This is a genomic window from Bacillus sp. FSL L8-0193, from assembly GCF_037976065.1.
GTDB classification, from domain to species: Bacteria; Bacillota; Bacilli; order Bacillales; family Bacillaceae; genus Bacillus; species Bacillus paralicheniformis.
Genome location: NZ_CP150261.1, coordinates 138,595 through 150,636, shown reverse-complemented (window position 1 = coordinate 150,636; position 12,042 = coordinate 138,595). Strand labels below are relative to the sequence as shown.

At 43.7% G+C, this 12,042-nt stretch carries 24 protein-coding genes; all 24 read right to left on the bottom strand.

Going from position 1 to position 12,042, the window contains the following annotated elements:
* Positions 1–9: 9 nt before the first annotated feature.
* The 24 genes from map to rpsJ are packed head-to-tail and all read right to left on the bottom strand — an operon-like array spanning position 10 to position 11,916.
* Positions 10–756 (bottom strand): type I methionyl aminopeptidase, encoded by a 747-nt coding sequence (map, locus tag MHH76_RS00850; protein ID WP_023855909.1) that lies wholly within the window; start codon positions 754–756, stop codon positions 10–12.
* Entirely contained in the window at positions 753–1,406 is a 654-nt protein-coding gene (locus tag MHH76_RS00845; RefSeq protein ID WP_020449871.1) for an adenylate kinase, read from the bottom strand. The genes map and MHH76_RS00845 overlap by 4 nt, the downstream gene beginning before the upstream one ends.
* A 53-nt stretch (positions 1,407–1,459) precedes the next feature.
* Positions 1,460–2,755 carry a preprotein translocase subunit SecY gene (secY, locus tag MHH76_RS00840; RefSeq protein ID WP_020449870.1) on the bottom strand — a complete coding sequence of 432 codons (1,296 nt, stop codon included), beginning with the start codon at positions 2,753–2,755 and terminating at the stop codon, positions 1,460–1,462.
* Position 2,756: 1 nt separating this feature from the next.
* Positions 2,757–3,197 (bottom strand): 50S ribosomal protein L15, encoded by a 441-nt coding sequence (gene rplO, locus MHH76_RS00835; protein ID WP_020449869.1) that lies wholly within the window; start codon positions 3,195–3,197, stop codon positions 2,757–2,759.
* Positions 3,198–3,227: 30 nt separating this feature from the next.
* Complete coding sequence (rpmD, locus tag MHH76_RS00830) at positions 3,228–3,407, bottom strand: 50S ribosomal protein L30 (protein WP_020449868.1); 180 nt, start codon at positions 3,405–3,407, stop codon at positions 3,228–3,230.
* Between the two features lie 13 nt (positions 3,408–3,420).
* Positions 3,421–3,921 (bottom strand): 30S ribosomal protein S5, encoded by a 501-nt coding sequence (rpsE, locus tag MHH76_RS00825; RefSeq protein ID WP_023855910.1) that lies wholly within the window; start codon positions 3,919–3,921, stop codon positions 3,421–3,423.
* 24 nt (positions 3,922–3,945) lie between these two features.
* On the bottom strand, positions 3,946–4,308 hold the full coding sequence (gene rplR, locus MHH76_RS00820) for a 50S ribosomal protein L18 (protein WP_020449866.1): 363 nt from the start codon (positions 4,306–4,308) through the stop codon (positions 3,946–3,948).
* Between the two features lie 31 nt (positions 4,309–4,339).
* Positions 4,340–4,876 (bottom strand): 50S ribosomal protein L6, encoded by a 537-nt coding sequence (gene rplF, locus MHH76_RS00815; protein WP_003178356.1) that lies wholly within the window; start codon positions 4,874–4,876, stop codon positions 4,340–4,342.
* A gap of 29 nt (positions 4,877–4,905) precedes the next feature.
* Complete coding sequence (gene rpsH, locus MHH76_RS00810; RefSeq protein WP_003178355.1) at positions 4,906–5,304, bottom strand: 30S ribosomal protein S8; 399 nt, start codon at positions 5,302–5,304, stop codon at positions 4,906–4,908.
* A 31-nt stretch (positions 5,305–5,335) separates the two neighbouring features.
* Positions 5,336–5,521, bottom strand: coding sequence for a 30S ribosomal protein S14 (gene rpsN, locus MHH76_RS00805; protein WP_003178353.1), 186 nt, complete (start codon positions 5,519–5,521; stop codon positions 5,336–5,338).
* 22 nt (positions 5,522–5,543) lie between these two features.
* The gene (rplE, locus tag MHH76_RS00800) at positions 5,544–6,083 is read right to left on the bottom strand and encodes a 50S ribosomal protein L5 (protein WP_020449865.1); all 540 of its coding nucleotides are present in this window, start codon (positions 6,081–6,083) and stop codon (positions 5,544–5,546) included.
* A 25-nt stretch (positions 6,084–6,108) separates the two neighbouring features.
* Positions 6,109–6,420, bottom strand: a complete 312-nt coding sequence (rplX, locus tag MHH76_RS00795) for a 50S ribosomal protein L24 (RefSeq protein ID WP_003178350.1) — start codon at positions 6,418–6,420, stop codon at positions 6,109–6,111.
* A gap of 35 nt (positions 6,421–6,455) precedes the next feature.
* On the bottom strand, positions 6,456–6,824 hold the full coding sequence (gene rplN / locus MHH76_RS00790) for a 50S ribosomal protein L14 (RefSeq protein ID WP_020449864.1): 369 nt from the start codon (positions 6,822–6,824) through the stop codon (positions 6,456–6,458).
* A 40-nt stretch (positions 6,825–6,864) separates the two neighbouring features.
* Complete coding sequence (gene rpsQ, locus MHH76_RS00785) at positions 6,865–7,128, bottom strand: 30S ribosomal protein S17 (protein ID WP_003178345.1); 264 nt, start codon at positions 7,126–7,128, stop codon at positions 6,865–6,867.
* A 24-nt stretch (positions 7,129–7,152) separates the two neighbouring features.
* Positions 7,153–7,353 (bottom strand): 50S ribosomal protein L29, encoded by a 201-nt coding sequence (gene rpmC / locus MHH76_RS00780; RefSeq protein ID WP_003178343.1) that lies wholly within the window; start codon positions 7,351–7,353, stop codon positions 7,153–7,155.
* Positions 7,343–7,777, bottom strand: a complete 435-nt coding sequence (gene rplP, locus MHH76_RS00775; protein ID WP_020449863.1) for a 50S ribosomal protein L16 — start codon at positions 7,775–7,777, stop codon at positions 7,343–7,345. Before rplP ends, rpmC begins: the two co-directional genes overlap by 11 nt.
* Before the next feature lies 1 nt (position 7,778).
* Positions 7,779–8,435 (bottom strand): 30S ribosomal protein S3, encoded by a 657-nt coding sequence (gene rpsC, locus MHH76_RS00770; protein WP_003178339.1) that lies wholly within the window; start codon positions 8,433–8,435, stop codon positions 7,779–7,781.
* A 3-nt stretch (positions 8,436–8,438) separates the two neighbouring features.
* Entirely contained in the window at positions 8,439–8,783 is a 345-nt protein-coding gene (gene rplV, locus MHH76_RS00765) for a 50S ribosomal protein L22 (protein WP_020449862.1), read from the bottom strand.
* A 17-nt stretch (positions 8,784–8,800) separates the two neighbouring features.
* On the bottom strand, positions 8,801–9,079 hold the full coding sequence (gene rpsS / locus MHH76_RS00760; protein WP_003178334.1) for a 30S ribosomal protein S19: 279 nt from the start codon (positions 9,077–9,079) through the stop codon (positions 8,801–8,803).
* Between the two features lie 57 nt (positions 9,080–9,136).
* Positions 9,137–9,970 (bottom strand): 50S ribosomal protein L2, encoded by an 834-nt coding sequence (gene rplB, locus MHH76_RS00755; protein ID WP_020449861.1) that lies wholly within the window; start codon positions 9,968–9,970, stop codon positions 9,137–9,139.
* A gap of 31 nt (positions 9,971–10,001) precedes the next feature.
* Positions 10,002–10,289, bottom strand: a complete 288-nt coding sequence (gene rplW / locus MHH76_RS00750; RefSeq protein WP_020449860.1) for a 50S ribosomal protein L23 — start codon at positions 10,287–10,289, stop codon at positions 10,002–10,004.
* Entirely contained in the window at positions 10,289–10,912 is a 624-nt protein-coding gene (rplD, locus tag MHH76_RS00745) for a 50S ribosomal protein L4 (RefSeq protein ID WP_020449859.1), read from the bottom strand. Before rplD ends, rplW begins: the two co-directional genes overlap by 1 nt.
* Positions 10,913–10,939: 27 nt before the next feature.
* A complete protein-coding gene (rplC, locus tag MHH76_RS00740) occupies positions 10,940–11,569 on the bottom strand; it encodes a 50S ribosomal protein L3 (RefSeq protein ID WP_020449858.1) in 630 nt (209 codons plus the stop codon).
* A gap of 38 nt (positions 11,570–11,607) precedes the next feature.
* On the bottom strand, positions 11,608–11,916 hold the full coding sequence (rpsJ, locus tag MHH76_RS00735) for a 30S ribosomal protein S10 (protein WP_003156464.1): 309 nt from the start codon (positions 11,914–11,916) through the stop codon (positions 11,608–11,610).
* Positions 11,917–12,042: the final 126 nt, after the last annotated feature.

Genomic DNA, 12,042 nt, shown 5'->3' with positions numbered 1-12,042 from the left:
TCATTTCACCTAGGCTTTTGTCAGTATCTCAAAACCGGCTTCCGTTATGGCAATCGTGTGTTCAAAGTGAGCACACTTCTTCCCGTCCACAGTTACAACCGTCCAGTTGTCAGCCAATGTTTTGACATAGCGTGTGCCTGCATTGACCATCGGCTCAATGGCCAGGACCATGCCAGGCTTTAAACGCGGGCCTTTGTTCGGCGGACCGTAGTGAGGAATTTGCGGATCCTCATGAAGATCCTGCCCTACCCCGTGTCCTACATATTCCCTGACGACTGAAAATTGTTCGCTTTCGACATACGTTTGAATTGCGTGGGAAATATTCGACAAACGTTCTCCCGGTTTTGCTTCCTTCAAGCCTCTATATAAAGACTCCTCTGTCACATCCAGCAGCTTTTGATCATCATCGCTAATCGTACCCACTGGATAAGTCCATGCAGAGTCACCATGATAACCGTTCAGCTTCGCACCGATATCGATGCTGATGATGTCTCCGTCGCGAAGGACCCGTTTTCCCGGAATACCGTGCACGAGTTCTTCGTTGACCGAAACGCAAATGCTCCCGCGAAAACCATTATACCCTTTAAAAGACGGGATTGCACCTTGCTTTGTAATAAAACGTTCGGCAATTTGATCCAGTTCTTTTGTCGAGATGCCGGGTTTAATGTGCTTTTTCAGCTCCTGATGAGTTAAAGCGACAATTCTTCCGGCTTCCCGCATGATTTCGATTTCTCGGGGAGTTTTACAAATAATCATTTGTCCAGGCCTCCGAGAAGCTCCTTTATATCAGCGTAAACTTCATTGATGTGCTTCTGCCCGTCAATGTTTACGAGATATCCTTTATCCGCATAGAAATCGAGTAAAGGCTGGGTTTGCTTCATGTTGACCTCTAACCGTGTAGATACAGTAGCTTCATTATCGTCTTCACGCTGATAAAGCTCTCCTCCACACTTGTCGCATACATTTTCTTTCGCAGGCGGATTAAAGACTAAATGATAAGTTGCACCGCAGTTTCTGCAGATTCTGCGTCCTGTCAGACGTTCCATCAATGCATCTTTATCGACTTGAATGTTGATGACATGGTCAATCGACTTGCCAAGTCCTTTAAGAATTTCCTCAAGTGCTTCAGCTTGAGCGACTGTTCTCGGAAATCCGTCCAGAAGAAAACCTCCGTCACAATCATTCTTGCCAAGTCTCTCCCTGACAATACCAATTGTCACTTCATCCGGAACAAGCTCACCTTTATCAATGTATGATTTGGCTTCGAGTCCCAGATCCGTTTCTTCTTTCATCGCAGCGCGGAACATGTCTCCTGTTGAGATATGAGGTATCCCAAAATCTTCAACAATCCGTTCAGCCTGTGTCCCTTTACCGGCTCCAGGCAGTCCCATTAAGACTAAGTTCATTTCGGATTCCCCGTCCTCTCTATTTTAGAGGGAATGGGCGCGCCCCATTTCCTCTAGTGCTTCATAAATCCACGATAGTTTCGTTTTACCAGCTGGCTTTCAAGCTGCTTCATTGTTTCAAGTGCAACCCCGATGACAATCAGCAAACTTGTTCCACCAATTTGTGCAGATGAAGGCAGCCCAGCAATATTAACGAACAAGACAGGAAGAATGGCAATCACGGCCAAGAATATGGAGCCTACAAATGTAAGTCGATACAAAATGCTCGTAATTCTATCTTGAGTCATTTTTCCTGGACGAACTCCCGGAATATAGCCACCTTGTTTTTTAAGATTATCGGCCATTTGCTCAGGGTTTACCTGCACAAATGCATAGAAATAGGTAAAGGCGATGATCAACGCCGCATAAACTCCCATTCCGACCGGATGCGTGTAATCAAACGTTTTTTGAATCCAATTCGTGACGTCATTGGTACCAAAAAATGTTGCCACGGTCCGCGGAGTGGTGATAAATGCTACTGCAAAGATAACCGGAATAACTCCCGCCGGGTTAACCTTCAGCGGCAAGTGTGTAGACTGGCCGCCAGGAACCGGTGAACGGCCTGAACCTTTCGCATATTGAATTGAGATTTTTCTAACTGCCTGTTGGATGAAAATAACGCCAACGACAATCGCCAAAATCGCAACCAATATAACGACAACCTTTATGATTTGCAAGAATAACTGATCTCCAGCATCTACAAACTGCTGAGCGTAGATCTGATTAATCGTCTGCGGAATGCCGGCAACGATACCGGCGAAGATGATAATGGATATTCCGTTACCAACTCCATGAGACGTAATTTGTTCTCCCAGCCACATTAAAAAAGCAGTTCCAGCAGTTAGTACAACCGCAATAAGCAAATAAGTACCGACTCCAGGGTTTGTAATCAACGCGCCGCCGGCCATGTTGTTAAACCCGTAAGACATACCTAAAGCCTGGATAAATCCAAGAACGATTGTGAAGTACCTTGTGAACTGTGCTAGTTTTCGGCGACCAACTTCTCCTTGCTTAGACCATTCGGTAAACTTCGGCACAACATCCATCTGCAGGAGCTGAATGATGATTGAAGCTGTGATGTAAGGCATGATTCCCATTGCAAGAATGGAGAAGTTGAACAATGCACCGCCGCCAAATGTGTTTAGAATCCCAAATACGCTCATTTGATCCTGTGCCTTTAAAACTTCTGTGTTTACATGCGGCACAGGAATGAACGAACCGAGACGAAAGACGATAAGCATTAAAAGAGTGAAGATAATCTTATTCCGAATATCCTTCACACGCATAAAATTGGAGATTGTCTTAAACAAGTTAGATCACCTCAGCTGTACCGCCAGCAGCCTCAATTGCTTGTTTAGCAGAAGCGGAGAATTTATTGGCTTTAACAGTTAATTTCTTTTCTAATTGACCGTCGCCAAGAATTTTCACTCCAGATTTCAACTTGCTGATTACACCTGTTTCTAAAAGAAGTTCAGGAGTAACTTCCGTCCCTTCTGCAAAGCTGTTGAGTTTGTCTAGGTTGACTACAGCGAAATCCTTGCGGTTGATGTTTGTGAAACCGCGTTTAGGAAGACGTTGGAACAAAGGCATTTGTCCACCCTCGAATCCAGGACGTACACCGCCGCCAGAACGAGCGTTTTGACCTTTATGACCTTTACCTGCTGTTTTACCGTTACCAGAACCAATACCACGACCTACGCGGTTGCGCGTTTTACGTGAACCTTCTGCGGGCTTTAATTCATGAAGTTTCATTTGGACACCTCCTTAGCCTATCGTTTATTTTTAAAGTTCTTTAACAGAAACTAAATGAGATACTTTGTTAACCATACCGCGGATTGCAGCGTTGTCTTCATGAACGACAGTTTGGTTTGTTTTCTTTAAACCGAGCGTTCTTACAGTAATACGCTGATCTTCCGGGCGTCCGATTACACTGCGTTTGAGGGTAATTTCTAATTTAGCCATTAATGTTCCCTCCTTATCCTAACAGTTCTTCTACAGATTTTCCACGAAGCTTCGCAACGTCCTCAGCGCGTTTCAGCTCGCTTAAACCTTGGACTGTTGCACGGATCATGTTGATCGGTGTGTTAGAACCTAAAGACTTAGAAAGGATATCAGCTACACCTGCAAGCTCAAGTACCGCACGTACTGGGCCTCCAGCGATAACTCCCGTACCTTCAGAAGCAGGTTTTAACAAGATGTTTCCTGCACCGAAACGTCCGATGATTTCGTGTGGAATTGTAGTTCCAACCATTGGTACTTCGATCAAATTCTTTTTCGCATCTTCAACAGCTTTGCGGATCGCTTCTGGTACTTCTTGTGCTTTACCAGTACCGAATCCTACGTGTCCGTTTTTGTCACCGACAACGACTAGAGCTGCGAAGCGGAAACGACGACCACCTTTAACAACTTTCGCTACGCGGTTAACGGTAACTAAGCGTTCTTCTAACTCTAATTTGCTTGGGTCAATACGACGCATATTCATATGTCCCTCCTTCTTTTATTAAAATTCTAATCCAGCTTCGCGTGCAGCATCAGCCAATGCTTTTACACGTCCATGATAAAGGTAACCGCCACGGTCGAACACGACATTTGTGATACCTTTTTCAGAAGCGCGTTTTGCAACAAGCTCGCCAACTTTTGCAGCCGCAGACGTATCGCTGCCATTTTCAGCGTTAAAGTCTTTATCAAGAGTTGATGCACTCACAAGTGTAACACCGTTCACATCATCGATCACTTGTGCGTAAATATGTTTGTTTGAACGGAAAACATTTAGACGAGGTCTCTCAGGGGTTCCTGAAAGCTTCGCGCGAACACGACCGTGTCTTTTAAGACGTGCAGCATTCTTGCTTGTTTTCGTAATCATCTGGGTCACTCCTTTCTCACATTAAGCGGTTTTACTTAGCAGATTTACCTTCTTTACGACGAACCATTTCTCCTTCATAGCGGATCCCTTTGCCTTTGTAAGGTTCTGGAGAACGTACAGCGCGAATGTTTGCAGCAGTAGCTCCAACACGCTCTTTATCTGTACCTTTTACAACCACTTTTGTTTGAGATGGAACTTCGATTTCAATTCCGTTTTCAGGAACGATTTCTACAGGGTGAGAGTATCCAACGTTCAAAACAAGCTTGTTTCCGGATTTAGAAGCACGGTAACCGACACCGACTAATTCCAAACCTCTTTCAAAACCTTTAGATACACCTTCAACCATGTTTCCGATGATGCTGCGAGTTGTGCCATGCAGCGCACGGTGTTCTTTATTATCTGAAGGACGCTCTACAGTAAGTACATTGTCCTCAATTTTAATCTTCATATCAGGATGAAACGTACGAGTTAATTCTCCTTTTGGTCCTTTCACGGTTACAGTGTTGTCGTTCAGAGTAACTGTAACGCCTGAAGGAATCTCAAGTAGCTTCTTACCTACACGAGACATACCAAACACCTCCATTCATGTTAAACTTCTTACCAAACGTATGCTAATACTTCTCCGCCAGCCTGTTTAGCGCGGGCTTCTTTATCTGTTAACACACCTTGTGATGTAGAAAGAATTGCGATTCCAAGTCCGTTCAGTACGCGAGGCACTTCGTTTGACTTAGCGTAAACGCGCAGACCTGGTTTGCTGATTCTCTTAAGGCCAGTGATGACACGCTCGTTGTTTTGTCCGTATTTCAAGAAAACACGGATGATACCTTGCTTGTTATCTTCAATGAATTCTACGTCACGGATGAAACCTTCTCTTTTCAAGATTTCAGCGATTTCTCTTTTCAACTTCGAAGCAGGAATTTCGAGCTTCTCATGACGTACCATGTTTGCATTACGAATTCGAGTCAGCATATCTGCAATCGGATCTGTCATAACCATTATTTAATAACCTCCTTCCCATAAACGGGGATTACCAGCTGGCTTTTTTAACGCCAGGAATTTGTCCTTTATATGCAAGTTCACGGAAACAAATACGGCAAAGTTTAAATTTACGAATAACAGAGTGCGGACGGCCGCAGCGTTCGCAGCGAGTGTACTCTTGTACTTTAAACTTCGGTGTGCGTTTTTGTTTCGCAATCATTGACTTTTTAGCCACGATTTCGCCTCCCTTTCATTGATTATTTCTGGAATGGCATACCTAATTGAGTTAACAGTTCACGAGCTTCTTCATCAGTGTTGGCAGTCGTTACGATAACGATGTCCATACCGCGAACTTTAGTTACCTTATCATAGTCAATTTCAGGGAAGATCAGCTGTTCTTTGATTCCTAGTGTGTAGTTTCCGCGACCGTCAAAAGATTTTTTTGAAATTCCGCGGAAGTCACGAACACGTGGTAAAGAAACAGAAATTAGTTTATCAAGGAAATCGTACATGCGCTCTCCGCGAAGAGTTACTTTCGCACCGATTGGCATTCCTTCACGAAGACGGAATCCAGCAATAGATTTCTTCGCACGAGTAACGACAGGTTTCTGACCAGCGATAAACGTTAGTTCTTCAACAGCGCTATCGATAGCTTTAGCGTTTTGAACAGCGTCACCAACACCCATGTTGATTACGATTTTTTCAATTTTAGGCACTTGCATCACAGATTTGTATTCGAACTTTTTCATTAATGCAGGTGTAATGTCTTTATTGTACTTTTCTTTAAGGCGGTTCATGAGATAGACCTCCCTTCCTTTATTACTAGTTATCTAGAACTTGCCCAGATTTTTTTGCAATACGAACTTTTTTGCCATTTTCCACTTTGTATCCTACGCGAGTCACTTCACCTGTTTTAGGATCGAGCGGCATTACGTTTGACACATGAATTGGCGCCTCTTGATTTAAAATTCCGCCTTGAGGGTTAGCTTGAGTCGGCTTTGAGTGCTTCTTCACCATGTTGACACCCTCAACGATTACGCGGTCTTTTTTAGGGAAAGCTGCAAGGATCACACCTTGTTTTCCTTTGTCTTTACCAGAGATAACCATTACTTTATCGCCTTTTTTAACATGCATCCTGATCGCACCTCCTTAGTCCGGCATTGATATCATTAAAGTACTTCTGGAGCTAGAGAAACAATTTTCATGAAGTTGTTATCACGAAGTTCACGTGCTACAGGTCCGAAGATACGAGTTCCGCGCGGGCTTTTGTCGTCACGGATGATAACACATGCATTCTCATCGAATTTGATGTAAGATCCGTCATTTCTGCGCGCGCCGCTCTTAGAACGTACGATTACAGCTCTTACGACCTCACCTTTTTTGACAACGCCTCCTGGTGTTGCTTGTTTAACCGTGCAAACAATGACATCACCAATGTTAGCTGTTTTGCGTCCAGAACCACCAAGCACCTTGATTGTTAATACTTCACGGGCACCAGAGTTATCAGCTACTTTTAAACGAGTCTCTTGTTGAATCATTATTTGTTACCTCCCTTCGGAAAAAGGTTTCCGAACTTTATTAGATAATAACAGCTTCTTCGACAACTTCAACTAGACGAAAACGTTTAGTCGCAGATAATGGACGAGTTTCCATGATCTTTACGATGTCTCCGATTTTAGCTTGGTTATTTTCATCATGTGCTTTGAATTTTTTAGAGTACTTTACGCGTTTACCGTAGAGTGAATGTTTTTTGTAAGTTTCTACAACAACAGTAATGGTTTTATCCATTTTGTCAGAAACAACACGTCCTTGGTAGACTTTGCGCTGATTGCGTTCGCTCATGTTTTAGAGAACCTCCCTCCGGAATTATTTGTTGGCAGCAATTTCTCTTTCCCGAATCACAGTTTTCATGCGCGCGATTGACTTGCGCACTTCACGAATGCGAGCAGTGTTTTCAAGTTGTCCTGTCGCTAATTGAAAGCGAAGATTGAAAAGTTCTTCTTTAAGAGACTTTACTTTTTGTTCAATTTCAGCAGTGGTAAGGTCACGAATTTCATTAGCTTTCATTTGATTCACCACCAATTTCTTCACGTTTTACGAACTTCGTTTTAATTGGCAATTTGTGAGATGCAAGACGAAGAGCTTCACGAGCGACTTCCTCAGACACACCAGAAATTTCAAATAAAACTTTGCCCGGTTTTACAACAGCTACCCATCCTTCAGGAGCACCTTTACCGGAACCCATCCGAACCTCTAGAGGCTTAGCTGTATAAGGCTTAGAAGGGAAAATTTTGATCCAAACTTTACCGCCACGTTTCATGTAACGAGTCATTGCGATACGCGCAGCTTCGATTTGACGGTTTGTAATCCAAGAAGCTTCTTGAGCCTGGATGCCGTATTCACCGAAATGCACTTCAGAGCCGCCTTTTGCACGGCCGCGCATTTTTCCGCGATGCTCTCTGCGATATTTAACGCGTTTTGGCATTAACATATTATTTTCCTCCTTCCTCAGTTTTCTTCTTAGTAGGAAGAACCTCTCCACGATAGATCCAGACTTTTACACCAAGCTTGCCGTAAGTTGTGTCAGCTTCAGATGTAGCATAGTCGATGTCTGCACGAAGTGTGTGCAATGGAACAGTTCCTTCACTGTAGTATTCAGAACGAGCGATGTCTGCGCCGCCAAGACGACCGGAAACCATTGTTTTAATTCCTTGTGCACCAGCGCGCATTGTGCGTTGGATTTGTTGCTTTTGCGCACGACGGAAAGAGATGCGGTTTTCCAATTGACGAGCGATGTTATCAGCAACTAGCTGAGCATCAAGATCAGCTCTTTTGATTTCAAGAATGTTAATGTGTACACGCTTGCCAGTAAGGCTGTTAAGGGCTTTGCGAAGCGCTTCGACTTCAGAACCGCCTTTACCGATAACCATACCAGGCTTAGCTGTGTGGATCGTAATATTTACACGGTTTGCCGCACGCTCGATTTCCACTTTAGAAACAGAAGCGTCAGACAGGCGTTGATTAATAAATTCACGGATTTTCAGATCTTCGTGAAGGAAGTCAGCGTAATCTTTGCCAGCGTACCACTTAGATTCCCAATCACGTATAACACCAATACGAAGACCGACTGGATTTACCTTTTGACCCACGAGTTATCCCTCCTTCTTTTCTGATACAACGATAGTAATGTGGCTCGTACGTTTGTTGATTTGGCTTGCACGTCCCATAGCGCGCGGACGGAATCTTTTCAACGTAGGGCCTTCGTTCACGTAAGCTTGAGTAACAACCAGGTTGTTTGCATCCATTTCGTAGTTGTGCTCAGCGTTAGCGATAGCAGATTTTAAAACTTTTTCAATAATCGGGGAAGCAGCTTTTGGCGTAAGGTTTAAGATCGATACTGCTTCACCTACTTGCTTGCCTCGAATCAGGTCCATTACTAGACGTGCCTTACGAGGAGCAATACGGACTGTTCTTGCGACAGCTTTAGCTTGTTGCATTTAAAAGCCTCCTCTCATTAGCGTCTTGTTTTTTTGTCATCACTAGCATGACCTTTGTAAGTGCGTGTCGGTGCGAATTCACCCAACTTGTGACCTACCATATCTTCAGAGATGTAAACAGGCACATGTTTGCGTCCATCATAGACTGCGATTGTGTGACCGATAAATTGCGGGAAAATAGTAGAACGGCGAGACCAAGTTTTCACAACTTGTTTCTTATCCGCTTCATTTAATTTCTCGATTTTTGTCATTAGATGATCATCGACAAATGGTCCTTTTTTTAAGCTGCGAGCCATTTTGGAACCTCCCTTCGTGATTGCACTACGGTCCGATATGAACCGTAGACAACCCCGTTATTTATTTTTACGACGACGTACGATGAATTTATCTGATTTGTTCTTTTTCTTACGAGTTTTGAATCCAAGAGTTGGTTTACCCCATGGAGACATAGGTGATTTACGTCCGATCGGAGCGCGTCCTTCACCACCACCGTGCGGGTGATCGTTAGGGTTCATAACAGAACCGCGAACTGTAGGACGGATGCCTTTCCAGCGTGAACGTCCTGCTTTACCGATGTTGATCAGTTCGTGCTGTTCGTTACCTACTTGACCGATAGAAGCGCGGCAAGCAGAAAGAATCATGCGAACTTCACCGGAGTTCAGACGCACAAGAACGTATTTTCCTTCTTTACCAAGAACTTGAGCAGATGTACCAGCTGAACGTACAAGCTGTCCGCCTTTTCCAGGTTTTAATTCAATGTTGTGCACGACTGTACCAACAGGGATGTTGATCAGTGGAAGTGCGTTACCTACTTTAATGTCAGCTTCTGGTCCTGACATGATTTCAGTTCCTACTTGAAGGCCCTTAGGAGCCAGGATGTAGCGTTTTTCTCCGTCTACATAGTTAATTAGAGCAATGTTAGCTGAACGGTTTGGATCGTACTCAACTGTAGCAACGCGTCCAGGTATACCATCTTTATCGCGTTTGAAGTCGATAATACGGTATTGGCGTTTATGTCCGCCGCCTTGATGACGTACAGTTAATTTACCTTGGTTGTTGCGTCCGCCTTTTTTGTGAAGCGGGGCAAGCAAGGATTTTTCCGGCTGATCTGTCGTGATTTCCGCAAAATCAGACGTAGTCATGCCGCGACGTCCGTTAGAGGTCGGTTTGTACTTTTTAATCGCCATTTTGAATTTCCCTCCTTCTTTTTACAAGTGATTAAGCTTCAAAAATTTCGATTTCTTTGCTGTCTTCAGTAAGCTTAACAATCGCTTTTCTGCGTTTGTTTGTCATACCAGAGTAGCGGCCGACACGTTTGAATTTCCCTTTGTAGTTCATGATGTTGACTTTTTCAACTTTCACTCCAAAGATTTGCTCAACAGCGTCTTTCACTTCTGTTTTGTTAGCTCTTACGTCTACTTCAAACGTATATTTTTTCTCAGTCATTAAATCAGCAGAACGTTCAGTAATGACGGGGCGCTTTAGAACATCACGAGGATCTTTCATTATGCAAGCACCTCCTCTACTTTTTCAACCGCTGCTTTCGTGATCACAAGCTTCTCATGACCGACAACATCGAGGACGTTGATTCCGTTAGCTTCAACAACAGTAACTCCTGGAAGGTTACGAGCAGATAGTTCAACTGTCTCGTTTGCATCCGCAGTTACGATTAAAGCTTTCTTCTCGATAGACAGACCTTTAAGGATAGCTGCCATTTCTTTTGTTTTAACCGCATCAAGATTAAGATCTTCAAGAACGATCAAGTTGTTGTCATTCACTTTAGAAGACAATGCTGATTTGATAGCCAAGCGGCGAACTTTTTTCGGTAATTTATATGCATAGCTGCGTGGTGTAGGACCGAATACGATACCACCTCCGCGCCATTGCGGTGAACGGATAGATCCCTGACGAGCACGGCCGGTACCTTTTTGACGCCAAGGTTTGCGACCTCCGCCACGTACTTCCGAACGATTTTTTACTTTATGAGTTCCTTGACGTAAGGAAGCTCTTTGCATAAGAATAGCGTCGAATACTACGCTCTCATTTGGCTCGATTCCAAATACAGAGTCGTTTAATTCGATATCACCAGCAGTAGAACCGTTTTGGTTATATAAAGCTACTTTTGGCATGATCAATTTCCTCCTTTCCTAAGAGAATTATTTAGATTTAACAGCGCTTTTAACAGCGACTAATGATTTTTTCGCACCAGGAACGTTACCTTTAACTAAAAGAAGGTTGCGCTCTGCATCCACTTTTACGATTTCAAGGTTTTGAACAGTGATTTGCTCTCCGCCCATACGTCCAGGCAACAGCTTTCCTTTGAATACACGGTTAGGGTCTACCGGTCCCATTGAACCAGGACGGCGATGGTAGCGTGAACCGTGAGACATAGGTCCGCGAGATTGTCCGTGGCGTTTGATAGCGCCTTGGAAACCTTTACCTTTCGATGTTCCTGTTACATCTACGACTTCTCCGTTAGAGAAAATATCAACTTTGACTTCCTGACCAACTTCATACGCATCCATATCCACTCCGCGTAATTCTTTAACGAAGCGCTTAGGAGCAGTTTCCGCTTTTGCAACGTGTCCTTTTTCTGGTTTGTTGGCAAGCTTCTCACGCTTGTCGTCAAAACCGATCTGAATCGCTTCATAGCCGTCGTTTTCAGAAGTTTTCTTCTGAAGTACAACGTTAGGAGCAGCTTCGATAACAGTTACCGGAATAAGATCACCGTTTTCTGCGAAAACTTGCGTCATACCAATTTTTCTTCCTAAGATTCCTTTGGTCATTCGTCACACCTCCTATAAAAATCATTCTATATTTTAGATTAAAGTTTAATTTCGATATCGACACCAGATGGTAAATCTAATCGCATTAGAGCATCGACAGTTTGTGGTGTTGGGTTCACAATGTCGATTAAACGTTTATGTGTACGCATTTCGAATTGCTCACGAGAATCTTTGTATTTGTGCACCGCACGAAGGATTGTGTAAACTGATTTCTCAGTTGGCAACGGAATCGGACCAGAAACGCTGGCTCCGGAACGTTTAGCCGTTTCAACAATCTTCTCAGCAGATTGATCAAGGATTCTATGATCATACGCTTTTAAACGAATACGAATTTTTTGTTTTGCCATTATTTTCCCTCCTTTTCGCCTACTTACATTAGACAATTCTCCGTGAGAAAAACCTGAATCACCTTGCCATGGCAAAGCGGCCGGGTGTGTCAGCAACCTCTCACTTCATCGCAGTCAAAGACCAAC